Origin of the sequence: Massilia rhizosphaerae (assembly GCF_016093545.1) — a bacterium.
GTDB classification, from domain to species: domain Bacteria; phylum Pseudomonadota; class Gammaproteobacteria; order Burkholderiales; family Burkholderiaceae_D; genus Telluria; species Telluria rhizosphaerae.
Map to the genome: position 1 here is coordinate 67,519 of NZ_JADKYX010000017.1, position 25,098 is coordinate 92,616.

At 65.6% G+C, this 25,098-nt stretch carries 28 protein-coding genes; 4 read left to right on the plus strand and 24 right to left on the minus strand.

The window, feature by feature from the left end; genetic code table 11:
* Nucleotide 1 precedes the first annotated feature (1 nt).
* The 7 genes from pdxJ to lepA all read right to left on the minus strand — a co-directional run bounded on the left by pdxJ (nt 2) and on the right by lepA (nt 6,609).
* The gene (pdxJ, locus tag ISF28_RS22050; protein WP_198119326.1) at nt 2-787 is read right to left on the minus strand and encodes a pyridoxine 5'-phosphate synthase; all 786 of its coding nucleotides are present in this window, start codon (nt 785-787) and stop codon (nt 2-4) included.
* Nucleotides 788-809: 22 nt separating this feature from the next.
* Nucleotides 810-1,607: a DNA repair protein RecO gene (recO, locus tag ISF28_RS22055; RefSeq protein WP_198119327.1), complete on the minus strand. Its 798-nt coding sequence runs from the start codon at nt 1,605-1,607 to the stop codon at nt 810-812.
* Between the two features lie 21 nt (nt 1,608-1,628).
* Nucleotides 1,629-2,558, minus strand: a complete 930-nt coding sequence (gene era / locus ISF28_RS22060) for a GTPase Era (protein ID WP_198119328.1) — start codon at nt 2,556-2,558, stop codon at nt 1,629-1,631.
* A complete protein-coding gene (gene rnc / locus ISF28_RS22065; RefSeq protein WP_198119329.1) occupies nt 2,555-3,388 on the minus strand; it encodes a ribonuclease III in 834 nt (277 codons plus the stop codon). Before rnc ends, era begins: the two co-directional genes overlap by 4 nt.
* A gap of 62 nt (nt 3,389-3,450) precedes the next feature.
* Nucleotides 3,451-3,864: a DUF4845 domain-containing protein gene (locus tag ISF28_RS22070; RefSeq protein ID WP_198119330.1), complete on the minus strand. Its 414-nt coding sequence runs from the start codon at nt 3,862-3,864 to the stop codon at nt 3,451-3,453.
* 19 nt (nt 3,865-3,883) lie between these two features.
* Entirely contained in the window at nt 3,884-4,798 is a 915-nt protein-coding gene (lepB, locus tag ISF28_RS22075) for a signal peptidase I (protein ID WP_198119331.1), read from the minus strand.
* A 17-nt stretch (nt 4,799-4,815) separates the two neighbouring features.
* On the minus strand, nt 4,816-6,609 hold the full coding sequence (lepA, locus tag ISF28_RS22080; RefSeq protein WP_198119332.1) for a translation elongation factor 4: 1,794 nt from the start codon (nt 6,607-6,609) through the stop codon (nt 4,816-4,818).
* Between the two features lie 377 nt (nt 6,610-6,986).
* Here lepA and ISF28_RS22085 point away from each other — a divergent pair, with 377 nt between their 5' ends.
* Nucleotides 6,987-7,958 (plus strand): hypothetical protein, encoded by a 972-nt coding sequence (locus tag ISF28_RS22085; RefSeq protein ID WP_198119333.1) that lies wholly within the window; start codon nt 6,987-6,989, stop codon nt 7,956-7,958.
* Here ISF28_RS22085 and ISF28_RS22090 read toward each other — a convergent pair whose 3' ends face one another.
* From ISF28_RS22090 to ISF28_RS22160, 15 genes are all read right to left on the minus strand, one after another.
* On the minus strand, nt 7,959-9,191 hold the full coding sequence (locus ISF28_RS22090; RefSeq protein ID WP_198119334.1) for an ATP-grasp domain-containing protein: 1,233 nt from the start codon (nt 9,189-9,191) through the stop codon (nt 7,959-7,961).
* Between the two features lie 11 nt (nt 9,192-9,202).
* Complete coding sequence (locus tag ISF28_RS22095; RefSeq protein WP_229519282.1) at nt 9,203-10,645, minus strand: pyridoxal phosphate-dependent decarboxylase family protein; 1,443 nt, start codon at nt 10,643-10,645, stop codon at nt 9,203-9,205.
* Between the two features lie 78 nt (nt 10,646-10,723).
* Nucleotides 10,724-11,008 carry a glutaredoxin family protein gene (locus ISF28_RS22100; protein WP_198119335.1) on the minus strand — a complete coding sequence of 95 codons (285 nt, stop codon included), beginning with the start codon at nt 11,006-11,008 and terminating at the stop codon, nt 10,724-10,726.
* Nucleotides 11,005-12,459: a DegQ family serine endoprotease gene (locus tag ISF28_RS22105; RefSeq protein ID WP_198119336.1), complete on the minus strand. Its 1,455-nt coding sequence runs from the start codon at nt 12,457-12,459 to the stop codon at nt 11,005-11,007. Before ISF28_RS22105 ends, ISF28_RS22100 begins: the two co-directional genes overlap by 4 nt.
* 166 nt (nt 12,460-12,625) lie before the next feature.
* A complete protein-coding gene (locus ISF28_RS22110; protein WP_229519283.1) occupies nt 12,626-12,934 on the minus strand; it encodes a sigma-E factor negative regulatory protein in 309 nt (102 codons plus the stop codon).
* A 46-nt stretch (nt 12,935-12,980) separates the two neighbouring features.
* The gene (rpoE, locus tag ISF28_RS22115; RefSeq protein WP_036240215.1) at nt 12,981-13,583 is read right to left on the minus strand and encodes an RNA polymerase sigma factor RpoE; all 603 of its coding nucleotides are present in this window, start codon (nt 13,581-13,583) and stop codon (nt 12,981-12,983) included.
* A gap of 61 nt (nt 13,584-13,644) precedes the next feature.
* Nucleotides 13,645-14,172 (minus strand): protein YgfX, encoded by a 528-nt coding sequence (locus ISF28_RS22120; RefSeq protein ID WP_198119337.1) that lies wholly within the window; start codon nt 14,170-14,172, stop codon nt 13,645-13,647.
* A gap of 103 nt (nt 14,173-14,275) precedes the next feature.
* Nucleotides 14,276-15,520, minus strand: a complete 1,245-nt coding sequence (fabF, locus tag ISF28_RS22125) for a beta-ketoacyl-ACP synthase II (protein ID WP_198119338.1) — start codon at nt 15,518-15,520, stop codon at nt 14,276-14,278.
* 25 nt (nt 15,521-15,545) lie between these two features.
* Nucleotides 15,546-15,785: an acyl carrier protein gene (acpP, locus tag ISF28_RS22130; RefSeq protein WP_036168404.1), complete on the minus strand. Its 240-nt coding sequence runs from the start codon at nt 15,783-15,785 to the stop codon at nt 15,546-15,548.
* Nucleotides 15,786-15,961: 176 nt separating this feature from the next.
* Nucleotides 15,962-16,699, minus strand: a complete 738-nt coding sequence (fabG, locus tag ISF28_RS22135) for a 3-oxoacyl-ACP reductase FabG (protein ID WP_198119339.1) — start codon at nt 16,697-16,699, stop codon at nt 15,962-15,964.
* 38 nt (nt 16,700-16,737) lie between these two features.
* Nucleotides 16,738-17,685: an ACP S-malonyltransferase gene (gene fabD / locus ISF28_RS22140; RefSeq protein WP_198119340.1), complete on the minus strand. Its 948-nt coding sequence runs from the start codon at nt 17,683-17,685 to the stop codon at nt 16,738-16,740.
* Nucleotides 17,686-17,733: 48 nt separating this feature from the next.
* Nucleotides 17,734-18,714, minus strand: a complete 981-nt coding sequence (locus ISF28_RS22145) for a beta-ketoacyl-ACP synthase III (protein WP_198119341.1) — start codon at nt 18,712-18,714, stop codon at nt 17,734-17,736.
* A gap of 2 nt (nt 18,715-18,716) precedes the next feature.
* Entirely contained in the window at nt 18,717-19,757 is a 1,041-nt protein-coding gene (gene plsX, locus ISF28_RS22150) for a phosphate acyltransferase PlsX (protein ID WP_198119342.1), read from the minus strand.
* 176 nt (nt 19,758-19,933) lie between these two features.
* Nucleotides 19,934-20,116, minus strand: coding sequence for a 50S ribosomal protein L32 (rpmF, locus tag ISF28_RS22155; protein WP_005666806.1), 183 nt, complete (start codon nt 20,114-20,116; stop codon nt 19,934-19,936).
* Nucleotides 20,117-20,329: 213 nt separating this feature from the next.
* Nucleotides 20,330-20,827: a YceD family protein gene (locus tag ISF28_RS22160; RefSeq protein ID WP_198119343.1), complete on the minus strand. Its 498-nt coding sequence runs from the start codon at nt 20,825-20,827 to the stop codon at nt 20,330-20,332.
* 106 nt (nt 20,828-20,933) lie between these two features.
* Between ISF28_RS22160 and ISF28_RS22165 the strand changes: the two genes are divergently transcribed.
* Together ISF28_RS22165 and ISF28_RS22170 are read left to right on the plus strand one after the other, a co-directional pair.
* Nucleotides 20,934-21,557 (plus strand): Maf-like protein, encoded by a 624-nt coding sequence (locus ISF28_RS22165; protein WP_198119344.1) that lies wholly within the window; start codon nt 20,934-20,936, stop codon nt 21,555-21,557.
* Between the two features lie 5 nt (nt 21,558-21,562).
* Entirely contained in the window at nt 21,563-22,312 is a 750-nt protein-coding gene (locus ISF28_RS22170; protein WP_198119345.1) for an SAM-dependent methyltransferase, read from the plus strand.
* A 13-nt stretch (nt 22,313-22,325) separates the two neighbouring features.
* Here the strand turns inward: ISF28_RS22170 and ISF28_RS22175 are convergent, their stop codons facing one another.
* Nucleotides 22,326-23,600: an EAL and HDOD domain-containing protein gene (locus ISF28_RS22175; protein WP_198119346.1), complete on the minus strand. Its 1,275-nt coding sequence runs from the start codon at nt 23,598-23,600 to the stop codon at nt 22,326-22,328.
* 164 nt (nt 23,601-23,764) lie between these two features.
* Nucleotides 23,765-24,850: a 23S rRNA (adenine(2030)-N(6))-methyltransferase RlmJ gene (locus tag ISF28_RS22180; protein ID WP_229519284.1), complete on the minus strand. Its 1,086-nt coding sequence runs from the start codon at nt 24,848-24,850 to the stop codon at nt 23,765-23,767.
* Between the two features lie 6 nt (nt 24,851-24,856).
* On the opposite strand from ISF28_RS22180, the gene ISF28_RS22185 reads away from it, so the two are divergent.
* Nucleotides 24,857-25,087 (plus strand): hypothetical protein, encoded by a 231-nt coding sequence (locus ISF28_RS22185; RefSeq protein ID WP_198119427.1) that lies wholly within the window; start codon nt 24,857-24,859, stop codon nt 25,085-25,087.
* The last annotated feature ends 11 nt before the right edge of the window (nt 25,088-25,098 follow it).

Below are 25,098 nucleotides of genomic sequence, written 5' to 3' on the forward strand. Positions count from 1 at the left end.
GTCATTGCCCCGTCCCGCGCGCGGCGTACGACACGCCCAGGCGCGCGGCGACCATGATCGCCTTCATCTCGCGCACGGCATTCTCGAAACCGGCGAACAGCGCGTGCGCGACGATCGCGTGGCCGATGTTCAGCTCGTGGATCTCGGTGATCGCCGCGATCGGCTGCACGTTCGTGTAATGCAGGCCGTGGCCCGCGTTCACGCGCAGGCCGTGCTTGACGCCGGCACGCACGCCCCGCTTGACGCGTTCCAGCTCGTGCGCCAGTTCTTCCGGCGTGGACGCCTCGGCGTAGCGGCCCGTGTGCAGTTCGATGACCGGCGCACCGACCGCGGCTGCGGCCGCGATCTGCTGCTCGTCCGCATCGATGAACAGCGACACGCGGATGCCCTCGCCTTTCAGCTGCCGGATCGCGGCCTCCACTTCCTTCTGGTAGCGGATCACATCCAGGCCGCCCTCGGTCGTCACCTCTTCGCGCCGCTCGGGCACGAGGCACACGTCCTGCGGTTTCACCTTGCACGCGAAGTCGATCATCTCCGGCGTGACGGCCGCTTCCAGGTTCATGCGCGTGGCCAGTTGCGGGCGGATGGCCAGCACGTCGGCGTCCTTGATGTGGCGGCGGTCTTCGCGCAGGTGCAGGGTGATGAGGTCGGCGCCGGCCTGCTCGGCCACCAGCGCGGCGCGCAGCGGGTCGGGATAGGCGGTGCCGCGCGCGTTGCGGACGGTGGCGATGTGGTCGATGTTCACGCCCAGGTCGATCACCTGGCCGGCGGGTTGCAGGAAGCTCATGGTCGTAGTCTCGTATTCTTTTTTACAGCTGCATCAGGTCGATCAAAATCTGGCGCGTGTTCAGCGGCGCGCCTCCCAGGTGATAGGCCAGCAGGAAGCGCATCAGCTGCTTGCTCTGCGCCTTCGTCTGCGGGTCGGCGTAGTCTTCGCGCTCCATGTCGACCAGCGTCTTGCCGGACACCACCGGCCACGTCTCGACGGCCGCCGCCGCGCGCGCGCCGCGTTCCGGGTCGACGACGTACAGGCCGTCAGGCAGCACGGGTGCGCGCGTCGTCGTGCAGCGCGTGAGGTCGGCGGCGACGCCGGTTTCCTTAAGTAAGGCCCGTTCGAATTTTCGCAAGGCGATCGGCGCAGGTTCGCCGTGCGCCAGTTCGTTCAAGGTAGCGACGTAATGGTTGAACAGCGCGGGATGCGGATCGTCGCGCGCCAGCAGTTTCACCAGCAATTCATTGAGATAGAAGCCGCACAAGAGCGCCGTCTTCTCGATCGGCAGCATGCCGCCGACCCATTCGGCGTCGATCAGGGTGCGCAGTTCGGACTTGCCGGAAAACGACACGGACAGCGGCTGGAACGTCTGCAGCACGCCGCGCAATTTGGACATCGGCCGCTTCGCGCCCTTCGCGACGACGCCGATGCGGCCGTGGTCGCGCGTGAACAGGTCGACGATGAGGCTCGTTTCCTTGTACGGATAGCTGTGCAGGACGAACCCCGGCTGGCCGGTGACGCGGCCTTCGCGCGCGGGCGCGCGGCGCTTGGCGCCGGCGGGCGGCGCGTGCGCGTCCTGGTCGTTGTCGATGGGTTCGTCGTCGCGGCTGGGCATGCGGGCTATCTTACCCCGGCTTCACTCGTAGCCGTAAGCGCGCAGGCCCGCCTCGTTGTCGGCCCAGCCGGATTTCACCTTGACCCAGATTTCCAGGTACACCGGACCGCCGAACAATTTCTCCATGTCGAGGCGGGATTGCGTGGAAATCTCTTTCAGGCGCGCGCCCTTGTTACCGATGATCATGGCCTTGTGCGTGTCGCGCTCGACGAGGATGGCGGCGAACACGCGGCGCAGATTGCCTTCCTGCAGGAATTGCTCGATGAGGACGGTGCTCGTGTACGGCAGCTCGTCGCCCAGCAGGCGGAACACTTTTTCGCGCACGATCTCGGCCGCGAGGAATTTCTCGCTGCGGTCCGTGATGTCGTCCGGGCCGAAGATCGGCGGATTTTCCGGCAGGTGGCGCTTGATCTCGGACTCCAGCGCGTCGATCTGGAAGCGGTGCTTGGCCGACACGGGCACGACGGCCGTGAAATCGCGCAGGGCCGCCACCCTGGCCGCGAACGGCATCAGCTCGGCCTTGTCCTTCATGCGGTCGGACTTGTTGATGACGAGGATGACGGGCACGTTCTTCGGCAGCAGGTCCAGCACTTGCTGGTCGGCCGCGCCGAACGTGCCGGCCTCGACGAGGAACAGGATCGCGTCCGACGCCGTCAGCGTGTTCGACACGGTCTTGTTCAGGGTCTTGTTCAGCGCGTTCGCGTGGCGGGTCTGGAAGCCCGGCGTGTCGACGTAGATGAATTGCGCGTCGTCGCGGGTCTGGATGCCGGTGATGCGGTGGCGCGTCGTCTGCGCCTTGCGCGACGTGATCGACACCTTGGCACCGATCAGCACGTTCATCAAGGTCGACTTGCCCACGTTCGGACGGCCGACGATGGCGATGTAGCCGCAGCGGAAGCCTTCCGGCGTGCCGTCCTGTTCGTGATTGCCGGTGGCGGTCTCGATGTTCATACTGGGGTGTTTCCTGACTGGTGAGGCGGTTGTTGTTTCTGCTGCGACTGCGGCTCCTCGGCCTGCACCGTCAGCTCGCTCTGGTCCGTCGCGATGCCCGCCAGCTTCAGTTGGGCGGAACGGGGCCGGGACTTGCGCGCCGCGGACGGGCTCTTCTGCAGCAATTGCTCGGCCGTTTCCAGCGCAAGCCGCGCCGCGGCCTGTTCGCCGGCACGGCGGCTGCCGCCGCGGCCGTAGACCTGGATGCCCAGCTTCGGCACGAGGCATTCGATTTCGAATTCCTGGCTGTGCGCGGCGCCGTGCGTGGCGACGACGTTATACGTGGGCAGCGAGATTTTTTTGCTCTGCAAGAATTCCTGCAGCAGGGTCTTGGCATCCTTGCCGAGCGTGCGCGGGTCAACGGAGTCGAGCAGCGGGACGTAGAACGCGCGGATCGTATTGCGGGCCGCCTCGAAGCCGCTGTCGAGGAAGATGGCGCCCAGCAGGGCTTCCAGCGTGTCGGCCAGGATGGACGGCCGGCGGAATCCGCCGGATTTCAACTCGCCCTCGCCCAGCCGCAGGAATTGCGACAATTCCAGCGTCTGGGCAATCTCGAACAGCGACTGCTGCTTGACGAGATTGGCGCGCAGGCGCGACAAATCGCCTTCGGGCAGGTTGTTGAAACGTTCGTAGAGGATGGAGGCGACGACGCAATTCAGGATCGAGTCGCCGAGGAACTCCAGGCGCTCGTTATGCAGACTGCTGTGGCTGCGGTGGGTCAGCGCCTGCTGCAGCAGGCCGGGGTCCCGGAACGTATAGCCTAGGCGAGTTTGCAATAACTGAAGATTCATTGTCGTACCAATCTAATGGGCCGGCGTCGCGCGCCGATCCCATCGCGCGCCCTCCCGGCGTGTTACTTGTCGGCCGTATCGGCCTTGGCGGCATTGATGCCGCTCGGGTCGGTGGTGCCGGAAAAGTCGAACAGCAGGCTGACGTTCCCCGCCAGCGAAACCCGCTTCTCGTAGGCGAAGCTGATTTCGGTATCGCCGCCGTCGCGGGTAATCACCAGGTCGCGCCCGGACACCGCCGTGATGTCGTTGACGCCGGCATTCTTGTCGAACGCCTGCTGGATCTCGCGCACGGTGCCGGTGCCGGCGTCCGCCTTCGCCCTGGCGATCGAACTCTTGACGGCCTTGTATTCGAGGAAGGCCGGCGTCACCTTGATGGCCACCAGCGCCAGCGCACCCAGCACGATCAACACCACGATCAGGCCGGACAGCGACACACCGCTCTCCGCGCCGATCCGATACCGCTTCTCACCTTTCATCTCGCCCTCCGCGCCGACCTTAATGGATACCGCCGATGCGCTTCAGGTTGCCGAAGTTCATCCAAACAAACACAGCCTTGCCGACGATGTTCTGGTCCGGCACGAAGCCCCAGTAACGGCTGTCTGCGCTGTTGTCGCGGTTATCGCCCATCATGAAATAATTGCCCTCAGGTACGATACAGGTAAATTTATCGTAGGTATAGGTGCAATTTTCGCGATGCGGGAAATCCTCCACGGCGCTCAGATTGAGCGTGCGCGCACCGTCCATGTTCAAGATGCGGTGCGGGGCGTTCGGCAGCTTTTCCAGGAACTGCTTGTGGTACACCGGGCGCTCGTCGTCCAGGTAATCGTCCAGGGGCACGTACTCGACAGGCTTGCCGTTGACGGTCAGGCGCTTGTTCTCGTAGGTGATTTTATCACCCGGCACGCCGATGACGCGCTTGATGTAGTCCTGGCTCGGATCCTTCGGGTATCTGAACACCATGACGTCGCCCCGCTGCGGATTGCCCACCGCGATGATCTTCTTGTTGATCACCGGCAGGCGGATGCCGTAGTCGAACTTGTTCACGAGGATCAGGTCGCCCACGAGCAGGGTCGGCACCATCGACGACGACGGGATCTTGAACGGCTCGAACAGGAAGGATCGCAGCACGAACACGAGAGCGATCACGGGGAAGAAGCTGCCGGAATACTCCACCCACGTCGGCTGGCGCAGGATGGACGCTTCCAGCACGGCGCGGTTGCCGTTGTCCAGCTTGATGCCGTCGGCCGTCAGCTTGGCGTGGCGCGCGTCGTACTCGGCCAGCGCGGCGTCCGCCTTGGCGCGGCGCTGCTTGGCGAGGACGAACACGTCCAGGCACCAGATGACGCCGGTGATCACCATCGCCACGAACAGGATTAATGCAAAGTTCCCAAGAATCGGTTGCAGGTTCATCGCTTGTCAGTCTTCCCTTATTTTTCTTCCACTTGCAGGATGGCGAGGAATGCCTCTTGCGGAATCTCCACCGAGCCCACCTGCTTCATGCGCTTCTTGCCGGCCTTTTGCTTTTCCAGCAGTTTCTTCTTGCGCGAAATGTCGCCGCCATAGCACTTGGCCAGCACGTTCTTGCGCAGCGCCTTGACGTTCTCGCGCGAGATGATCGTCGCGCCGATCGCGGCCTGGATCGCCACGTCGAACATCTGGCGCGGGATCAGTTCGCGCATCTTCGCCGCGACCTGGCGGCCGCGGTAGGCGGCATTGGCGCGGTGCACGATGATGGCGAGCGCGTCGACCTTGTCGCCGTTGATCAGCATGTCGACCTTCACGACGTCCGACGCGCGGTATTCCTTGAACTCGTAGTCCATCGACGCATAGCCGCGCGAAGTGGATTTCAGGCGGTCGAAGAAGTCCAGCACGATCTCGGCCATCGGGATCTCGTACACGAGTTTCACCTGGCGGCCGTGGTAGCTCATGTCCATCTGCACGCCGCGCTTGCCGGTGCACAGCGTGATGACGGCGCCGACGTATTCCTGCGGCATGTACAGGTTGACGGTGACGATCGGCTCGCGCACCTCGTCGATCTTCGACACTTCCGGCATCTTGGACGGGTTGTCGACCTTGATCATCGTGCCGTCGCGCATCATGACTTCGTACACGACGGTCGGTGCCGTGGTGATCAGGTCCTGGTCGAATTCACGCTCGAGGCGCTCCTGCACGACGTCCATGTGCAGCAGGCCCAGGAAGCCGCAGCGGAAGCCGAAGCCCAGCGCCTGCGACACTTCCGGCTCGTACTGCAGCGCGGCGTCGTTCAGCTTCAGCTTTTCCAGCGAGTCGCGCAGCGCGTCGTACTGGTTCGCTTCCACCGGGAACAGGCCGGCGAACACCTGCGGCTGCACTTCCTTGAAGCCGGGCAACGGCTCGGGTGCCGGGCGCGACGCCAGGGTGACGGTATCGCCCACCTTGGCGGCCTTCAGCTCCTTGATGCCGGCGATGATGAAGCCCACCTGGCCCGCCGACAGCTGGTTCAGCTGCACGGAACGCGGGGTGAACACGCCGACCTGCTCGACCAGTTGCTGGGAGCCCGTCGCCATCAGGAGGATCTTGTCTTTCGGACGCAACGTGCCGTTCTTCACGCGCACGAGCATCACGACGCCGACATAGCTGTCGTACCACGAGTCGACGATCAGCGCCTGCAGCGGACCGTCCGGATCGCCTTCCGGCGGCGGCACTTTCGCGATCAGCGTTTCCAGCACGTCTTCCACGCCCAGGCCCGTCTTGGCCGAGCACGTGGTGGCGTCGGTCGCGTCGAGGCCGATCACGTCCTCGATTTCCTGCTTGGCGCGGTCCGGGTCGGCGTGCGGCAGGTCGATCTTGTTCAGGATCGGCACCACTTCCACGCCCAGGTCCAGCGCCGTGTAGCAGTTGGCGACGGTCTGCGCTTCCACGCCCTGCGACGCGTCGACGACGAGCAGCGCGCCTTCGCAGGCGGACAGCGAGCGCGACACTTCATAGCTGAAGTCGACGTGGCCCGGGGTGTCGATCAGGTTCAGGTTATAGATCTCGCCATTGCGTGCCTTGTATTGCAGCGCCGCGGTCTGGGCCTTGATGGTGATGCCGCGCTCGCGCTCCAGGTCCATCGAGTCGAGCACCTGCTCGTCCATTTCACGTTCCGACAAGCCGCCGCATAACTGGATGATGCGGTCGGCCAGCGTCGATTTGCCGTGATCGATGTGGGCGATGATGGAAAAGTTACGTATGTTTTTCATTAACAAACTCAAAACCGAAAAGAGCGGCACGCGGCCAGGCCGGCGGACACGGAAACCGGCGCCGGCGGAATACGAAAAAAGCGCCGCGTCTGGGGGACGGGACGTTCCCCGGGCGAGCGCTTATCGGGCGGGACGCGGCGGCCTGGCACCGCGGATTCACCCGTAAGCTGCCCATTTTACCGGATTTCGAGCCAGAAAGCCCGGTTTCCGGGCCGCAGTCAGGATAGATGCGGTGCGAAACACCGGACGCAAGGGCCCGCGGCGGGGCTTGTCGGGCTGTCAACGGCACGGCGAATTTCATTTCCAACCGTCAAGTTAAGCATGGGGCCGCCGTTAATGGGACATCGGCGGCACGCCGCCATCCCGACCTCGACACCATGATCTACACGTCCGATCCGCAAGCATGGCATGCCCAGCTGGGCCTGCCCATCGAGCAACGCGTCCTGCCCCTGCCGGACGAAGTGCGCGAACTCGTGCACCAGGTGAACATGGCGACGGGCCTGGCGGCCGTGCCGGCCCCGTGCACGCCGGACGGCGCACTGCAGGCGGACCTGCGCGCCGCGCTGGCCGGCCTGCCGGCCGCCGTGCGCGACCTCGTGAGCCCGCTGCTGCTGGGCGTCTGCACGGGCCGCGGCCTGGGCTCGTCGGGCGTGACGGACATCGTGGCGGACGCCGTCGACGGCCGCATCCTCGGCTGCATCGTGCTGCTCGACATGGATCTGCTGGAAACGCACACGGCGAATTCCTGGGCCACGTGGAAGGAAAACCTGCCGTTCGGCGGCCCCGGCTTCTCCCTGGCCGCGACGATCGCGGAACCCCACCAGGACACCCGCGCGCACGCGCTGCAATTCTTGCTGCTGCACGAATTCGGCCACGTCGTGACGGCGGGCGGCACCTTCCTGCCACGCTGGTGGGAGCCGGTGCCGGCGGCCTCGTTCCCCTTCCTCGACCTGAGCTGGGGCATCAACGGCCAGGGACGTTTCGTGCCGTGGGACGGTTCGAATTTCGAGCTGCGCGGCGTCGTCGATTTCTACGGCAACAACAAGCTCGACAGCGATGCCATCGTGACCGCGTACTCGGGCCTGGAAGGCAGCGATTTCCCCAGCCTGTACGGCGCGACGAATCCCTACGACGATTTCGCCGAGTGCTTTGCGACCTACGTCCATCACGAGATGATGGGCCGGCCGTACGTGCTCCGCGTCGACTACGACGGCGCGCCGCAGGCGACGCTGGACAGCTTCTGGGCGAGCCCGCGCAGCAATGCGAAGCGGGCGTTCATGCGCAGCCTGCTGGGCGAAGCGGCGGCCCTGGCCGTCGCCAACGATGCGCACGCGCTCGCGGCCGCTTGATCACGCCGCCCGCGCGGCCCGGTGCAGCATCGCCTCGAACGCGCGGAACACCTTGTCCATCACGGGTCCCTTGTACGGATACTTGCCCGGATCGTCCATCGCGTGCACGACCATCGCGTTGTCCACTTCGAAGATGAGCAGACGGCCATCCCGCGTTTCCGCGCAATCGATGCCCAGGTAGGGCAAGCCGATGCGCGCGTCGATGTCCGCCAGCGCCGCGGCGTGGCGTTGCGCGAAGCCGGTATCGAATTCGGCCATGCCGGCCGCCTCTTCCGCCCGCTTGGCCGCGCTGTCGTCCATGCCCGCGTTCAGGTAATGCACCATCCAGTGCATTGATATCGCCAGGTGGCAGATGAACGGTTTCCCCTCGATGAGCACGATGCGGTATTTGCGGAACTGGCCGTCCGGCCCCGAATAATCGACGAACGGCGCCAGGTAGAACTCGCGCGACGCCTGGGCCGCGAGGTAGCCGCGCAGCGCCGCCGCATCGTCCACTTTGTGCAGGTCCGTGCCTGCGTGCGAATCCAGCGGCCGCACGATCAGGGGGAACGCGGCGCCCGGCAGCAAGGCCTGCAGGTCGAGCGCGCCGCCGGCCAGTTGCTCCGCCGTCGCGCGCGCGACGCGCACCGTTTGCGGCATCAGCACGCCCGTCGCGCCTGCCAGCTTCGCATGGGCGCCGTCGCGCGACAGGTGCCCGATCCGTTCCGGACGATTGACGACGGGGCGCGGCCAGCCGTCGAGCATCTGCGCCACGTCGCGCAGCAGCGGCGCGTTGGCGTCGGATTGGGCGATCGCCACGAACAGCACGTCATGGTCGGGCACCTGTTCCGGCAGCGGCAGGTCGAGCGTCAGGTATTGCACCTGCGCCGCGATATCCGACGTCTGGAGCAGGAATTCGATCGGCGTATTGGCCATGAAGTCGCCGGGCCCCATCAGCACGAGCAGGTTCAACGTGGGCGTGCGCGCGGGCGCCGGCAGCGCGTACAGCGCGCGGGTGGCGAGTGCGTGGTGCTGCACGTCCAGGCCGGCCTCGCGCTGGCCCAGCAGTTGCAGCACGAAACTGGCGTCCAGCCAGGCGTTCGCGTCGTCGGGGTTGGCCTGGGCGCGGGCCAACAACATTTCGCCGATGGGGCGCAGGTCGTCGCGATAAAAGGCGCAGCGCATCAAGGTCGCCGCGCCGATCAGCGGGGCGTACGGTGTGGCGGCGGCGTCGACGAGTTCGGGCGTGATCATGGTGGTAAAGGTCAGGAAAGGCGGCGGCCGGCGGCGAGCACGGCGTCGACGAGCGCGTCGATGTCGGCCTGGCCGGTGCGATGGTTGACGATGGCGGCGCGGATCGCGTAGTGGCCGCCGAGCGTGGTCGCGGACGGCGCGACGCGGCCCTCGTCGTACAGGGTCAGCACGATCTCGCGGTTGATGTGCTCGATGCGGCGTTCGTCGTCGCAGACATAACGGAAACAAACGACGTTCAGGGTGACGGGCGCGGCCAGTTCCAGTTCCGGCTCGGCCGCGATGCGCTCGGCCAGCCGGCGCGCCAGCGCGCAGGTGGCGGAGATCGAGCGGCCGATGGCGTCGGCGCCATAGACCTGGAACGTCAACCACGTCTTGAGCGCGCGAAAGCCCCGCGACAGGTCTGGCCCCACGTCGCACGGCCACGCCGTCCCCGCCGCGAGGCCACGGCCCGCGCGCTGCAGGTAGGACGCCGGCGCCGCGAACGCGTCCAGCATGCGGTCGCCGTCGCGCGCCATGAAGTAGCCGGCGTCGTACGGCACCTGCCCCCATTTGTGGAAATCGAAGGCGATGGAATCGGCCCGTTCGATGCCGCCCAACAGCGGCGCGACGTCCGGCGCCAGCATGCCCAGCGCCCCGTAGGCGCCGTCGACGTGCAGCCACATGGCGTGCTCGCGCGCGAAGTCCGCGAGCGCGGCGAGCGGATCGATGGCGCCCGTGTTCACCGTCCCTGCGCTGGCCACGACGAGGAACGGCCGCAGCCCGTTGGCGCGGTCCGCCGCGACCTGCGCGGCGAGCTCGATCAGGTCCATGCGGCCGGCGGCGTCCACGCGCACGCTGCGCAATGCGTCGGTGCCGAAGCCCGCCATGTCCATCGCCTTGGCGATGCAGCCATGGGCCTCCACCGACGCGTACGCGCGCAGGCCCGCGTGGGCGGCGAGGCCCTGCTCGCGCACGTCGCGCCCGAGCGCGGCCGTGCGGGCCACGACGACGCCCATGAAGTTGGCGATCGACGTGCCGGTGACGAACACGCCGCGCGCGTTGGCGGGAAAGCCGAACAGCGATGCCATCCACGTCGACACCTGGTGTTCGACCTCGACGGGCGCCTGGTTGCGTCCGCCGACGTTGGCGTTCAACCCGCCGGCGATCATCTCGGCCAGCATGCCGACGGGCGTGCCGGCGCCGTGCACCCAGCCCATGAAGCCGGGATGCGGATTGCCGACGGTATAGGGGATCACACTGTCCTGCAAGGTGCGGTAGGCCTCCTCCAGGGAGCCCGGTGCGCGCGGGAGCGGCGCGCGCAGGCTGTCGCGCGCCTCCGCCGGCATCTGCTGCCAGACGGGCCGCGCGCGGATACCCTCCAGGTGGTCGAACATATCGTCCAGCATCCGGTGCCCGATGGCACGGATGTCCTTCCAGTCCTCGGGATCGAGCGTAGCGTCGGGGCCGTCAACCATATGCGTCTTTCAAGAGTCGATGACGCCGATTATCGCAGGTCGGCGTGCATTCGGTCCTTGGAGCATGACCAGGCCGCACTAGGCCGCGGCCGCCTGCAGGCCGAGGTGGCGCCGCAGCGCCGCCTCGTCGAGGAAGTAGTGGCAGAGCTCGATGCCGGCCGGGTCGGCGACCAGCACCGGCACGAGTTCGTCGAAGCGGGCGACGAGGGCCGGATCGGCGTCCACGTCGACCACGTTCACCGTGTACGCCTGCCCCTGGCGCGCCATGAACGCCTGCAAGGCCACCAGCATGTCTTCGCACAGGTGGCAGTACGACCGCGAATATAGAGTGAAGCGCAAGGTGAAGCGCGGTGTCGTGTTCATGGGCGCGGCCGGATGACGAGGTAGCGGGACGCATTGTCGCGCTTCACCAGCAGGGCGACGGATTTCTTCTTGTCGAGCTTGGCGACGAGCCCGTTGAACTGGGCGGCGCTCGTGATCTCGACATTGTTCATCTGCAGGATCACGTCGCCCTGGCGGATGCCGGCCGACGCCGCGCGGCCCTCGGCGAATTCGACCAGCACGCCCGCCTCCGTCTTGAGTTCGCGCTTCTGCGCGGCGCTGAGATCCGACACATGCAGGCCCAGCGCGTTCGGGGCCTGGTCCGGCGCCGGTTTCTTGGGCGTCGCTTTCGCCGTCGCCGATTTTTCTTCCTGCAACTCGACGATGGTCACCGGCAGGTCGAGCTGGCTGCCGCGGCGCCACACGGTGACCGTGGCGCGGCTGCCGACGGCGCTGGCGCCCACGAGGCGCGGCAGGTCGGAGCTGCGGTCGATGTCCTTGCCGTTGTATTTCAGGATGATGTCGCCGACCTTGATGCCGGCCTTGTCCGCCGGTCCGCCCGGCTCGACCATCGCGACCTCGGCGCCGTGCGCGCGCCCCAGGCCCAGGGATTCCGCGACGTCCGTCGTCACTTCGCTGATCTGCACGCCCAGGCGCCCGCGCGTCACCTTGCCCGTCTTGCGGATCTGGTCGGCCACGCGCATGACCTCGTCGATCGGCACGGCGAACGAGATGCCGTTGTAGGCGCCGGACAAGGTGGCGATCTGCGAGTTGATGCCGATGACTTCGCCGCGCATGTTGATCAGGGGACCGCCCGAGTTGCCGGGATTGACGGCCACGTCGCTCTGGATGAGGGGCAAATACTCGCCCGTGTCGCGCGCCTTGGCGGAGATGATGCCGGCGGTCACCGTGTTCTCCAGGTTGAACGGCGAACCGATGGCGATCACCCATTCGCCCACGCGGATCTTGCTGGAATCGCCGATGCGCACGCTGGGCAGGTTGCGCGCGTCGACCTTGAGCAGGGCCACGTCGCTGCGGGCGTCCGAACCGAGCACCTTGGCCTTGAATTCGCGGCGGTCGGTGAGCGTCACGACGACCTCGTCCGCGCCCTCCACGACGTGGGCATTGGTCAGCACGTAGCCGTCGTCCGAAATGACGAAGCCGGAACCGACCCCGCGCTGCACGCGCTCTTCCTGCGGCGTCTCCACCGGCCCGCCGCGGCGTCCACGCGGCGCCATCTGGCCGCCGAAGAAGCGGCGCAGGAATTCCTGCATCTCTTCGTCCGGCCCGCCCTGGTCGAGGCGGATGTGTTCGGTCGTGCGGATGTTGACGACGGCCGGGCCGACCTTGTCGACGAGGTCCGCGAAGTCGGGCAGGCCCGTGACGGCCGGGACGGCAACGGGGGCGGCGGCAATGGCCGCCGGGGAGGACATCAGACTCGCGCCCGCAAAGACGAGGGCGGACAGGAGCGCGCTTCCGGTTTTGCTTGTCATAGGATCGATAAGGTCTGTGCTTGGATGTTGGTATGGTAAGACAAAAGTGCATTGTTGTCGCGTTGGCACGCCCGTGGCGAACGGGGCGGCATGCCCGTGCCGGCGTGCGTGGCCGATGCGCGTGCAAGCGGGCCGCGCGACCGGGGCGGCGCCGTGGAGCGGCGGCTCAGCCCGGACCGGCCACGGTCTGGTCGAGCTGGGTGGCGGGGCCGGCCGCATCGCCGGCGGCGGCTGCGCGCTTGCCCGGCAGCGGTTCGGCCGCGAGGCGTGCCGCCAGCCGCTCGGCAAAGCCGGGCGACAGGTCGGGCGCCGGCGCCGCGCGCAGGACGTCGCCGACCCGGTGAAAAAGCGCCCATGCCTGCTGGCCGTCCGGCGTGTCCAGGGCGGCAAGCGCCAGTTCCTGGTCGGCGTCGGGGATCTCGCCGTCGCTCAACGCCGAGATGAGTTCGCGGTTTTTTTTGTTCGTGTCCATCATCGTCCCATCACGCCGGTGGCTGATTATTAGTCTCCATCATCGCTACCTACCGACGTTTGTCCGCCGAGATATCGAGCAAGGGCCGCAATTTCTCGGCGATGACTTCGCGCGCCCGGAAAATCCGGCTCCGCACCGTACCGATTGGACACGCCATCACTTCGGAGATTTCCTCGTAGCTTAAACCTTCTATTTCGCGCAGTACAATTGCCGTTCGCAATTCCAGCGGCAAGGCTTCCATGGCCGCATTCACGGTATAAGCAATCTGCTTGCTGGCCAACACCGATTCCGGTGTATTAATGTCTCGCAAGCTATCCGCGTCGTCAAATCCTTCCGCACGTTCGGCATCGGCTTCCGTCGAGGTCGGCGCTCGCCTGCCTTGCGTAACAAGAAAATTCTTTGCTGTATTAATCCCTATTCGATACAACCACGTATAAAACGCGGAATCGCCGCGGAAATGGCGCAGGGCGCGGAACGCCTTGATAAAGGTTTCCTGCACGACGTCTTCCGCCTCGGCCGGATCGTGCACGAGGCGCGACACGAGCCGCATCAGGCGACGCTGGTATTTCGCTACCAGCAGGTCGAACGCCCGGCGATCGCCAGCCTGGACGCGCTCAACCAGCAGTTGATCACATTCGCGTTCGGTCGTCACTGCAATGCCCCGTTGGCTGCGGCGGCGTCCCTGTTATGCGGAAACGGTATTCCACGTTTCCTTAAGAGTTGGTCCGCTGCAATGAGTTCGTCGTGTCTTCGCATCCTTCGTCCGCATCTCCCCGCCGGCCGACCACCGCCAGCGCGACGGCCAGCGCGCGCCACGTCGCCGCGTCGACGCTGTCGCGCCACACCGCCAGGGTGCGCGGCCCCGTGCCCGGCGCGGCGTACCGCAACAACATCAGCATCGGCCAGATCACCGAGCCCGGCAGCAGGGCCGCATGACCGCCAGCATGACCGCCCGGCTCGCCGCCGCCATCCCGGCCGTCCACGTCTTGTTGTACCGTCACGCGTAGGTCGCCGGTTCCAGAAATATCAATTTGGGGCGTCTTTGCACGTGCCGCGGCCGCGCCCAGCACGGCGATGCCCGCGGCGGCCAGCGCGAGCGCCACCCAGGGCGGCCAAAGGAAACGTCCTGGCGCCAACAGCCCGACGGCCAGCGCCGCTGCGCATTGCGCCAGGCCGCATCCGCCCCACACGGCACGCTGGATGCGCGACGGCCTGACGAGCGCGGAAACCGCGATCGACATGGAAAGCTTTCGTGATTGGTTGTGGTCGCTTGACCGGAAATGACAAACGCCCATTCCTTGGACAGGAATGGGCGTCAGAAAGTTCGGAGATCGGCGAGGCCGATCAGATCTTCGCGAAGACCAGCGTGCCGTTGGTGCCGCCGAAGCCGAAGGAGTTTTTCACTGCGTAATCGATCTTCATGTCCCGCGCCGTATTGGCGCAGAAGTCCAGGTCGCATTCCGGATCCTGGTTGAAGATATTGATCGTCGGCGGCGATACCTGCTTGTGGATCGCGAGCACGGTAAACACCGACTCCAGGCCGCCCGCGCCACCCAGCAGGTGACCCGTCATCGACTTGGTGGAGTTGACCACCAGCTTCTTCGCGTGGTCGCCGAAGGTGCGCTTGATGCCCTTCACTTCCGCCACGTCGCCCACCGGGGTGGACGTGCCGTGCGCGTTCACGTAGTGCACCTGGTCCGGATTGATGCCCGCATACTGCATCGCGGCGACCATGCAGCGCGCCGCGCCGCTGCCGTCCTCGAGCGGTGCCGTGATGTGGTTGGCGTCCGCGCTCATGCCGAAGCCGACGACTTCCGCATAGATCTTGGCGCCGCGCGCCTTGGCGTGTTCGTACTCTTCGAGCACCATCACGCCCGCGCCCTCGCCCAGCACGAAACCGTCGCGGTCGCGGTCCCACGGACGCGAGGCCGTGGCCGGATCGTCATTGCGCGACGACAGCGCGCGGGCCGCGGCGAAACCGCCCAGGCCCAGCGGCGACATGGTCGATTCCGCGCCGCCGGCGATCATCACGTCGGCGTCGCCGTATTCGATCAGGCGGGCTGCCTGGCCGATGCAGTGCAGGCCGGTCGTGCAGGCGGTGACGATGGCCAGGTTCGGGCCGCGCAGGCCGAACTTGATCGACAGGTCGCCCGAGATCATGTTGATGATCGACGCCGGGACGAAGAACGGCGAAATGCGGCGCGGGCCGCGGCTGTCGTACTCCGCCTTCGTATCTTCGATCATCGGCAGGCCGCCGATGCCCGAGCCCACGAGCACGCCGATGCGGTCGGCATTGTCCTCGGTGACGACGAGGCCCGAATCTTGTATCGCCTGGATGCCCGCGGCCATGCCGAAATGGATGAACGTATCCATATGGCGGCCTTCCTTGCCCGGCAGGTAATCCTCGACGTTAAAGTTCTTCACTTCGCCCGCGAAGCGGGTCGAAAATGGCGTTGCGTCGAACTTGGTGATGTTGGCAATGCCCGATTTGCCCGCCAGTGCTGCCTCCCACGCGTCGGCAATGCTGTTGCCGATCGGAGAGATGCAACCCAGGCCGGTAACGACGACACGGCGGTTGCGTGAACTCAAGCGCTTCTCCTGAAATCCTGAAAGCTTAGGCCTTGACGTGTGCCTGTGCGTACTCGATTGCCTGGCGAACGGTCGTGATCTTCTCGGCCTGCTCGTCCGGGATTTCCATTTCGAATTCGTCTTCCAGGGCCATCACCAGTTCCACGGTGTCCAGCGAATCAGCGCCGAGGTCGTCAACGAACGAGGAATCGATTTTGATGTCTGCTTCGGCAACGCCCAGTTGCTCAGCGACGATTTTTTTAACGCGTTGTTCGATATCCGACATGTTATGGCTCCATTAGGTATGTGTTGCGGAAAGTGCGCGCATTTTATCAGGGTTTGCGCGTTGAAAAACTATTTTCAGTGTTTGACGCTAAATCAACTGAAACTACTGCCAACTGCCGAGAATTCTCTACAAAACGCGCCGGCCGCACCTTTTCGACGGGCCGGCGCGTCCGGCGATCAGTTCATATACATGCCGCCGTTGACGTGCAATTCGGTGCCCGTGATGTAGCCGGCCTGCGGGCTCGCCAGGAAGGCGACGGCGTGCGCGATGTCTTCCGGCTGGCCCAGGCGGCCCAGCGGGATCTGCGTCAGCAGCGCCTCGTGCTGGCCTTCGCCCAGCGCCTTCGTCATGTCGGTGTCGATGAAGCCCGGCGCGACGCAATTGACGGTGATGTTGCGGCTGCCGATCTCGCGCGCCAGCGCGCGGGTCATGCCGGCCACGCCGGCCTTGGCCGCCGCGTAATTCATCTGGCCCGGATTGCCGGCCGCGCCGACGACGGACGTGATGTTGATGATACGCCCCTGCTTCGCCTTCATCATGCCGCGCAACACGGCGCGCGCCAGGCGGCCGACGGCCGTCAGGTTGGTGGCGATCACGTTGTCCCACTCCTCGTCCTTCATGCGCATCGCCAATTGATCTTGGGTGATGCCGGCATTGTTGACGAGGATGCCGATGGTGCCCACGTTCTTGCTGACGTCGTCGATGACGGCCGCGCACTGGGCGGCGTCCGTGACGTTCAGCACGACGCCCTTGCCACCGAACTCGGCGAGGTAGGCGCCGATGGCTTCCGCGCCGGCCGCCGTCGTGGCGGTGCCGACGACCTTGGCGCCCTGGCGGGCCAGTTCCAGCGCGATGGCCTTGCCGATGCCGCGCGAGGCGCCGGTGACGAGGGCGACTTGGTTTTGCAGATTCATTGAGTCCTCTTCTTCTTTAACGGGGGATATTGCTGCGCTCAGCCCTGGACGGCGGCGAGCACACGCTCCAGCGCGGCCTGGTCGACCAGGGCTTCGCCCACCAGCACGGGGTCGATCCGCTTGGCCATGCCGATCAGGGTCTTGCTCGGCGCGCATTCGATGACCTGGGTCACACCATCCGCCGCCATCTTCTGCATGGTCTCGACCCAGCGCACCGGACCGGCGGCCTGGCGCACCAGCGCGTCCTTGATCGCGGCCGGATCGTTCAGGATAGCGACGTCCACGTTGTTGATCAAGTCGATCCGCGGCGCCGCGAAGTTCAGGTTCGCCATATAGTCGCGCAGGCGGTCCGAGGCGGGTTTGAGCAGCGACGAGTGGAACGGCGCCGACACGGCCAGCTTCATGGCGCGCTTGGCGCCCTTGGCCTTGGCGATGTCGCAGGCGCGCTCGACGGCGGCCGTGTGGCCCGCGATCACGATCTGCGTCGGCTCGTTGAAGTTGACGGCTTCCACGACTTCGCCCGCATCTCCTCCTTTCTCGGCCTCGGCGCACACGGCGCGCACGTCGTCGGCAGCAAGGCCGAGGATCACGGCCATGCCGCCCTGCCCGACCGGCACGGCATCCTGCATCGATTGCGCACGGAAGCGCACGAGCGGCACGGCATCCTTGAAGTCGATCACGCCGGCGGCGACCAGTGCCGAGTATTCGCCGAGGCTGTGGCCGGCGACGACGGCCGGTTGCGGGCCGCCCGCGGCGATCCACGCGCGGTACACGGCGACGGCGGCCGTCAGCATCACGGGCTGCGTATTGGTGGTGAGATCCAGTTCTTCCTTCGGACCTTCGGCGATCAGCTTGCCGAGGTCCTGGCCCAGCGCGTCCGATGCCTCAAGCACGGTCTCTGCGACGACCGGGTTGCCGGCGAAGCCGTTCAGCATGCCGACGGCTTGCGCGCCCTGGCCCGTGAAAAGGAATGCGAATTTGCTCATCTAAACTCCTTGATTCTTGTGTTTCTTGTTGTTCGGCGCAGGCCGGCGTCACATGCGCGCCAGCACGGCGCCCCACGTGAAGCCGCCGCCCACGCCTTCCATCATGACGTTGTGGCCGGGCTTGATGCGGCCGTCGCGCACGGCGACGTCGAGCGCCAGCGGGATCGACGCGGCCGACGTGTTGCCGTGTTCGTGGACGGTGACGATCATCTTCTCGGCCGACATGCCCAGCTTTTTCGCGGTGCCCGTCATGATGCGCAGGTTGGCCTGGTGCGGGATCAGCCAGTCGATCTCGGCGGCCGGCATCTGCGCGTGGGCCAGGGCTTCGTTGGCGACCTTTTCCAGCACGGAGACGGCCAGCTTGAACACGGCCGGACCGTCCATGTACAGGAATTTCCGGGGCGCGGCCAGGTTCGACGGGTTCGCGGGGCCGCACAGGATGTCGCCATGGCTGCCGTCCGCATGCAGCTTGACCGCGAGCAGGCCCGGCTCGGCGGACGCCGTCAGCACGACGGCGCCGGCGCCGTCGCCGAACAGCACGCAGGTGCTGCGATCGTCGAAATCGAGGATGCGGGAAAACACTTCCGTGCCGATCACGAGCACGTTCTTCGCATTGCCGGCCTTGATGAAGGCGTCGGCCGTCGCCATCGCGTAGACGAAGCCGGAGCACACGGCCCCCATGTCGAACGCGGCGCTGTTGTTGCGCATGCCGAGCTTGTTCTGGACGATGCAGGCGGTGCTGGGGAAGCTGCCGAAGAAGTCCGGGGTCGACGTGGCGACGATGATCAGGTCGATCTGTTCGGCCTCGAGGCCGGCCGCCTCGAGCGCCTTGCGCGCCGCGTTCACGGCCAGGTCCGACGCGTTTTCGTCGGGCGCCGCGTAGTGGCGCGCGGAGATGCCGCTGCGGGTCACGATCCACTCGTCCGAGGTCTCGATGCCCTTGGCGGCCAGCTGGGCCGCGAGGTCGTCGTTCGTGACACGCTGTGCGGGCAGGTAGCTGCCGGTGCCGATAATTTTGCTGTAAGTCATTGCTAACCCTGCTGAATAGTTGAGCCTGGCGCTTCCGGATCGGGAGCTTGCGGCAACATTTCGGCGATCAAGGTCGAGAGTTGCGCTTGCACATTATATTTCGCCGCGTCAAAAGCGCGCCGAAGTGCCCACTCGTAGGCGTAGGCACTGGCGCCGCCGTGGCTCTTGAAGACCAGGCCCTTGAGGCCCAGCAGACCGGCGCCGTTATAACTTTCGGGGTTCAGCTTCTTGAGCGATTTGCGCGCGAACAGTGCACCGATCTTCGACATCGTCGTTTCCAGGAATACCGACTTGACGAAGCGGGACAGCCCCTCGATGGCCTTCAAGGTCACGTTGCCGACGAACCCGTCGCACACGACGACGTCGACCGTGCCCTTGAAAATGTCGTTGCCTTCGACGTTGCCGTGGAAATTCAGCACGCCGCGTTCGTGGTCGGCCCGCAGCAGGGGTGCGGTGGCCTTGACCACTTCGTTGCCCTTGATCTCTTCCGTACCGACATTGAGCAGACCGATGCTCGGGCGGCGGTGTTCCATCGCCTCGAACAGCACGGCGCCCATGATGGCGAACTGGTGCAGGTGGTGCGGCTCGCAATCCACGTTGGCGCCCAGGTCCAGCATATAGGTCGGGCCGCCCTTCTGGTTCGGCAGGATCGAGCAGATGGCCGGACGGTCCACATCGGCCATGGTTTTCAGGACATAGCGCGAGATGGCCATCAACGCGCCCGTATTGCCGGCGGAGACGCACACGTCGGCGCTGCCGTCCTTGACGAGCTCGATCGCGACGCGCATCGACGAATCCTTCTTGCGGCGCAGCGCGACTTCGACGGGATCGTCCATGGCCACCACTTCCGAGGCGTGGCGGACGGCGAGGCGCGGATTGTCGCCCGCGTGGTGTTTCTTGAGTTCAGCACGGAGCTGCTCTTCCTGACCAACGAGGATCAGCTCGGCGTCGGGTTCGTGCTTGAGGAATGCGAGGGCTGCCGGGATCGTCACGGCGGGGCCGTGGTCGCCGCCCATGCAGTCGATGGAAATTTTGATTGTCATTTGTCGGGATGAACCGCGGGCTCAAGGTCGGCCGGCGGCGGCGTGTTCTCGGCGGGGTGCAAAGCAGTCCGAGTCAGCGGGATGGTAAATGACGGAGTTACCGCGAAAGAAAAAGCGGCGCCACGCATTCGACATACGTTGCACCGCTTTCATGGAACAAAACAGCAAGACGTCGATTACTCGTCGTTCTTGGTCTTGAGCACTTTACGACCACGATAGAAGCCGTTCGGGCTGATGTGGTGACGCAGGTGCGTTTCGCCGGTGGTCGGCTCGACTGCCAGGTTCGGGGCGGTCAGGAAATCGTGCGAGCGGTGCATGCCGCGCTTCGACGGGGACTTCTTATTCTGTTGAACTGCCATGATGACTCCTAAACATAAGTTCTAAAATTCTAACACATTCGACTTGCAAGTACATGCGCATCGAGTATCCCAGCGGCAATAACCGTCATTGCCGACATGTTTAACGCTGCCTTACAACGATGACTCAATACTCGAGCTGCACGCGCTTGACACGTTTTGACGCTGCGAATGCTACCCGGAGGCCGCACTCACTGCAATTCTTTTGTTTACTTCTTATTCTGATTTGAGGTTCTTCAAAGCCGCGAACGGCGATACCTTCTCGGACTTGATCGAGTCCAGCAGCTTGGTATCGGGGCATACCTCGTGTTTCGGTGCCTGCGGCAGGGCCAGCAGGGCTTCGTCTTCGAGCAGGTCGCGGATGTCGCAGGTATGGCTGCCGACGATCACGTCGATACTCTCGTCGTCGAGGATTTCCTCGATTTCGTCCGCTTCCGCGTCGTCCTTGCCCAGCACCAGCACGGTCGAGGAACCGATCTCGTAGCCGAACGGGGTCAGGCAGCGCTGGCAGACCAGTTGCACGGTACCGGAGACGGACAGCGTCAGCATCGGATACCCCTGGCGGGTCTGGCCGCCCTGGATGGACCATGCGATCTCGCCGGAGCGATCGGCGCAATCGGCCGCCAAGCGGGGCATGTCCGCCACCGGCGTGACGCCTTCACGATAGCCGTTGTTCCGACAAAATTCAAAGGCGTCGATGACAAAAGCGCTCATTTGGAAAAACATCCCCGGAAAACCTGCGATAATAGCAGGCTTCGGCCCGCGCAGTCAAAGACTCCGTCGCAAAAGCGCTATCTTCCTGTTTTATTTACAAAAATCGATGTCCAGCCCTACCCTTCCGCGCCTCATTCTCGCCTCCAGTTCGGCCTACCGCCGCGAACTGCTGAGCCGCCTGCGCCTGCCGTTCGAAGCGGTCGCGCCGGACGTCGACGAAACCCCGCATCCCGGCGAAAGCCCGGAAGCGACGGCGCTGCGGCTGGCGCGCGACAAGGCGGCGGCCGTCGCCCGCGCGCACCCGGGCGCGCTCGTGATCGGCTCGGACCAGGTCGCGACACTGGACGGCGCCCAGATCGGCAAGCCCGGCGACCACGCCCGCGCCCTCGCCCAGCTGCAGACGATGCGGGGGCGCCGCGTCGTGTTCCATACGGCCCTGTGCCTGTGGGACGGACGCCTGCCCGCGGACGAAGCCGCGGCCGCGGCGCAAGTCGAGAACGTGCAAGTGTTCGTGACGTTCCGCGACCTGCCGGACGCGGAGCTGGACGCCTATCTGCGCATCGAGCAGCCGTACGACTGCGCCGGCAGCGCCAAGAACGAGGGCCTCGGCATCGCCCTGCTCGAACGCATCGACAGCAGCGACCCGACCGCCTTGACGGGCCTGCCCCTGATCGCTCTCACGGGCATGCTGCGCCGCGCCGGCATGCCATTTTTTAATCGCCAACAATAACAACGATGCCCGGTACGCTCTACCTCATCCCGAACACCCTCGGCCCGACCGAAGCGGCGCCGCACGCGCTGTCCCACATCCTGCCCGAACAGGTGCAGGACATCGCCAGCAAGCTCGACTATTTCGTGGCCGAGAACGCCAAGACGGCGCGCGCCTTCCTGAAGCTGGTCGCCATCGACCATCCGCTCGCGCGTCCCCTGCAGGACATCCGGATCGCCGAACTGAACGTCAACACGCCGCCGCAGGCGCTGGCCGCGCTGCTGGCGCCGCTGCTCGAAGGACGCGATGCGGGCCTCGTGTCGGAAGCGGGCGTGCCGGCCGTCGCGGACCCCGGCGCCGACCTCGTCCGGCTGGCGCACCAGCACGGCGTGAACGTGCGTCCGCTGGTCGGGCCATCGTCCTTGCTGCTGGCCGTCATGGCGAGCGGCCTGAACGGCCAGAGCTTCGCCTTCAACGGTTATCTGCCGACGGATGCCGCCCAGCGCACGAAGCGCATCCAGCAGCTGGAGCAGCGCTCGCGCAGCGACAAGCAGACGCAGTTGCTGATCGAGACGCCCTATCGCAACGGCGCGATGCTGGAAGCGCTCGTTGGCGCCTGCCAGCCGGGCACGTTGATCTGCGTCGCGACGGACCTGTCGCTGCCGACGGAAACCGTGCGCACGCAGGCGGCCGCCAAGTGGAAGGCGCAGCTGGCCGCCGGCCGTGCGCCGGATTTCCACAAGAAGCCGACCGTCTTCCTGTTCCTGGCGCAGTGACGCGGCCGCGGGCTCAGTGCACCTCGGCACCGAGTTCGCGCACCCAGCCGAAGGCGGCCAATTCGATCTCGCGCACCTGCTTGACGGACAGGCCCAGCCGGCCCAGCGCGGCCCCCATGTCGCAGCCCGTCTCGGCGTGCTCCAGCGCTTCCGCCACGCTCAGCATGGCGCCGTAATCGCCGGCGCGCTCCAGCAGCGCGGCACGGACGTCGCGCGAGATGTCGACCTTGCCGAGGATCTCGCGCATCGGCACGCCGAACAACGCATCCATCAGCGACATGATGCCGACCGTGAACGCCGCGTTGGCACCGCCGACGTCGCCCGGACGCAGGGTCAAGGTCATCAGCTCGAGCAGCCGGCCGCGCGTGGTCGCCATCTGCAGCAGCGGCGAATTCAGTTCGACGTGGCCCTCCGGGCCGCTGTACAGCAGGATCTGCACCCAACGCTGCAACTGGCTGCGGCCGAGCTGGGCAAGCGCCTGCGAGATCGATTCCACGCGCGGCGCGCCCGTGCCCGTCAGGTGCCCGTTCACCAGGCGCAGCAGGTTCAGGCTGAGCAGCGCGTCGCGCTTGACGGCCGCTTCGATCGCGTCGTTGTCGGCGTGCGAGTGGATCAGGTCCAGCAGACGCAGCAGCACGAGCTCGGACGGCGTGATCTTGCGGCCGGACAAGATGGCCGGGCGGGCAAAATAATAACCCTGGAAATATTCGAAGCCGAGTTCCATGCACAGCTGGAATTCTTCGACCGTCTCGACCTTCTCCGCCAGCAGCTTCTGGTGCGGTCCGCGCAGCGTGCGCACGAGTTCGGCAAGCTCGCCGCGCCCGACGCCTTGCAGATCGATCTTGATGACGTCGACGAGGTTCAGAAGCTTGCGTACCTGCTCGGAATGGCCTATAACATCGTCGAGAGCGAACTTGAAGCCAAGCTCTTTCAATTCCCGGATGCGCGCCAGCAACCGCGCCGTGGGACGGACAGTTTCCAGGATTTCGAGTATCACCCGATCGGGAGGCAGGAAGCGGACGAAATCGCTCATCAACACGACCTCGTCGACATTGACGAAGGCAACCTGCTCGCCCACCACGTGGCTCATGCCCAGTTGCGACGCATGGGAAATCACGGCGGCGGTGGCGGCGGCATAATCGGTCAGCTGCGCGTCCTCGTGCTCCGGCGCGGCGCGAAACAGCAACTCGAACGCCACCAGTTTCTGGTCGCGTCCGAGAATGGGCTGGCGCGCCAAAAAGAATTCGTCGGACGGCGTGGACGCGACTGCCGTTGCTACCGCATGCATGTAAAAACTCCTGAAACGCACGGCACGCACCATGCGTACCGGGTCCGGTCTGGCCGGAACACCGGTCCGACTATACACCATGCGCGAAGTCTTTACATTTCGACATCGTATCAAATCGTTTCAGACGCAGATGTGCTCGCCTGAAACGATGCATGCATACGGGGTCAGGAACGGCCCGAGCCGTTGCGCTTGAACGGGCCGCGCGGCGCGAGGGCTGCCTCGCTGCGCGGGCCGCGCGGCTTGGCATTGCCGCCCGTACCGGCGTCGCGCGGGCCTGGCGCCGCGCCGTCCTGCTTGCCCTTGGCCGCGCGGCCGCCGTGCTCGCCTTCGCCGAACGCCTGGCCCGGCAGGCGCAGGCTGCCGCCGCCGGACAGCGGACTCGCGCGGCGCGCATTGCCCACCGGCTGGCGCGGCGTGCCGACGGCACCGCCGCGCGCGCCCACCGCGCCCGTGAGTTGCGTGCCCTTCTCGATCCGGAACGTCGCGCCCGCGTCCTGGCCCAGTACCTGCACGAGGTAGGGCATCGTTTCGCGCAGCGTCGCTTCCAGCGTGTACGGCGGGTTCAGGATGAACATGCCGCTGCTGTGCAGGCCGTTGCCGTCGGCGCGCGGTCCGGCCACGCTCAAGGTCACGTGCAGCCACTCCTTGGCCGGCAGGCGTTTCAGGCGGTCGGGGAACTGGCGCGATTCCATGCGCTGCAGCACCGGATACCAGACGGCGTACATGCCGGCCGGGAAACGCTTGAGCGCTTCCTCGAGCGCGTCGCGCACGTGCTTGTAGTCGAGCTTGACTTCATATGGCGGATCGACGAGCACCAGCGCCCGGCGCGACGGCGGCGGCAGCAACGCCTTCAGGCCGTGGAAGCCGTCCGCGTGGTCGACGAGGATGCGGCGGCCGCGCGCGCGCTGGCCCTGCTCCGCATGATGCGCTTCGAGCTTGCGGACGTTTTCCGCCAGCACCTTGATGTCGGCCGGATGCAGCTCGAACAGGCGCAGGCGGTCCTCCAGCCGCGCCTCGGCATCGGCCACCCACGGCGAACCGGGATACCAGCGCAGCTTGCCGCTCGGATTGAGCGAGCGCACGAGGCTCACGTAATCGGCCAGCGCCGGCGGCAAATCGTCGCGGTCCCACAGGCGCGCGATGCCGTCGACGTATTCGCCACTCTTGACCGCCTGCGCGCTATCGAGCGCGTACACGCCGGCACCGGCATGGGTGTCGATATACGTGTAAGCCGTGTCTTTCTGGTTCATGTATTTATGCAACTGAACCTGAATAAAGTGCTTCAGGACATCGGCGTGATTACCCGCGTGAAAGGCGTGGCGGTAGCTGAACATAGGGATTCCAATCTGATTGATGCGGCGCCCGCGGTGCGATCGCGGTTGCGGGCCAACCGCCATTATCCACCAGATACGCCTCCACCCCAACAACCGGCTAAATTCGGGGTCAGAGCATTTTTTGGCGAAATTTTGGGGTCAGAGCACTTTTGAGTGCACGAGCT

What these genes read in the sequence shown, in the direction of transcription:
- pdxJ (WP_198119326.1), bottom strand. Translation starts at nt 787, where the DNA reads ATGAGCTTCCTGCAACCCGCCGGCCAGGTGATCGACCTGGGCGTGAAC.
- recO (WP_198119327.1), bottom strand. Translation starts at nt 1,607, where the DNA reads ATGCCCAGCCGCGACGACGAACCCATCGACAACGACCAGGACGCGCAC.
- era (WP_198119328.1), bottom strand. Translation starts at nt 2,558, where the DNA reads ATGAACATCGAGACCGCCACCGGCAATCACGAACAGGACGGCACGCCG.
- rnc (WP_198119329.1), bottom strand. Translation starts at nt 3,388, where the DNA reads ATGAATCTTCAGTTATTGCAAACTCGCCTAGGCTATACGTTCCGGGAC.
- ISF28_RS22070 (WP_198119330.1), bottom strand. Translation starts at nt 3,864, where the DNA reads ATGAAAGGTGAGAAGCGGTATCGGATCGGCGCGGAGAGCGGTGTGTCG.
- lepB (WP_198119331.1), bottom strand. Translation starts at nt 4,798, where the DNA reads ATGAACCTGCAACCGATTCTTGGGAACTTTGCATTAATCCTGTTCGTG.
- lepA (WP_198119332.1), bottom strand. Translation starts at nt 6,609, where the DNA reads ATGAAAAACATACGTAACTTTTCCATCATCGCCCACATCGATCACGGC.
- ISF28_RS22085 (WP_198119333.1), top strand. Translation starts at nt 6,987, where the DNA reads ATGATCTACACGTCCGATCCGCAAGCATGGCATGCCCAGCTGGGCCTG.
- ISF28_RS22090 (WP_198119334.1), bottom strand. Translation starts at nt 9,191, where the DNA reads ATGATCACGCCCGAACTCGTCGACGCCGCCGCCACACCGTACGCCCCG.
- ISF28_RS22095 (WP_229519282.1), bottom strand. Translation starts at nt 10,645, where the DNA reads ATGGTTGACGGCCCCGACGCTACGCTCGATCCCGAGGACTGGAAGGAC.
- ISF28_RS22100 (WP_198119335.1), bottom strand. Translation starts at nt 11,008, where the DNA reads ATGAACACGACACCGCGCTTCACCTTGCGCTTCACTCTATATTCGCGG.
- ISF28_RS22105 (WP_198119336.1), bottom strand. Translation starts at nt 12,459, where the DNA reads ATGACAAGCAAAACCGGAAGCGCGCTCCTGTCCGCCCTCGTCTTTGCG.
- ISF28_RS22110 (WP_229519283.1), bottom strand. Translation starts at nt 12,934, where the DNA reads ATGATGGACACGAACAAAAAAAACCGCGAACTCATCTCGGCGTTGAGC.
- ISF28_RS22120 (WP_198119337.1), bottom strand. Translation starts at nt 14,172, where the DNA reads ATGTCGATCGCGGTTTCCGCGCTCGTCAGGCCGTCGCGCATCCAGCGT.
- acpP (WP_036168404.1), bottom strand. Translation starts at nt 15,785, where the DNA reads ATGTCGGATATCGAACAACGCGTTAAAAAAATCGTCGCTGAGCAACTG.
- fabG (WP_198119339.1), bottom strand. Translation starts at nt 16,699, where the DNA reads ATGAATCTGCAAAACCAAGTCGCCCTCGTCACCGGCGCCTCGCGCGGC.
- fabD (WP_198119340.1), bottom strand. Translation starts at nt 17,685, where the DNA reads ATGAGCAAATTCGCATTCCTTTTCACGGGCCAGGGCGCGCAAGCCGTC.
- ISF28_RS22145 (WP_198119341.1), bottom strand. Translation starts at nt 18,714, where the DNA reads ATGACTTACAGCAAAATTATCGGCACCGGCAGCTACCTGCCCGCACAG.
- plsX (WP_198119342.1), bottom strand. Translation starts at nt 19,757, where the DNA reads ATGACAATCAAAATTTCCATCGACTGCATGGGCGGCGACCACGGCCCC.
- rpmF (WP_005666806.1), bottom strand. Translation starts at nt 20,116, where the DNA reads ATGGCAGTTCAACAGAATAAGAAGTCCCCGTCGAAGCGCGGCATGCAC.
- ISF28_RS22160 (WP_198119343.1), bottom strand. Translation starts at nt 20,827, where the DNA reads ATGAGCGCTTTTGTCATCGACGCCTTTGAATTTTGTCGGAACAACGGC.
- ISF28_RS22165 (WP_198119344.1), top strand. Translation starts at nt 20,934, where the DNA reads ATGTCCAGCCCTACCCTTCCGCGCCTCATTCTCGCCTCCAGTTCGGCC.
- ISF28_RS22170 (WP_198119345.1), top strand. Translation starts at nt 21,563, where the DNA reads ATGCCCGGTACGCTCTACCTCATCCCGAACACCCTCGGCCCGACCGAA.
- ISF28_RS22175 (WP_198119346.1), bottom strand. Translation starts at nt 23,600, where the DNA reads ATGCATGCGGTAGCAACGGCAGTCGCGTCCACGCCGTCCGACGAATTC.
- ISF28_RS22180 (WP_229519284.1), bottom strand. Translation starts at nt 24,850, where the DNA reads ATGAACCAGAAAGACACGGCTTACACGTATATCGACACCCATGCCGGT.
- ISF28_RS22185 (WP_198119427.1), top strand. Translation starts at nt 24,857, where the DNA reads ATGCAACTGAACCTGAATAAAGTGCTTCAGGACATCGGCGTGATTACC.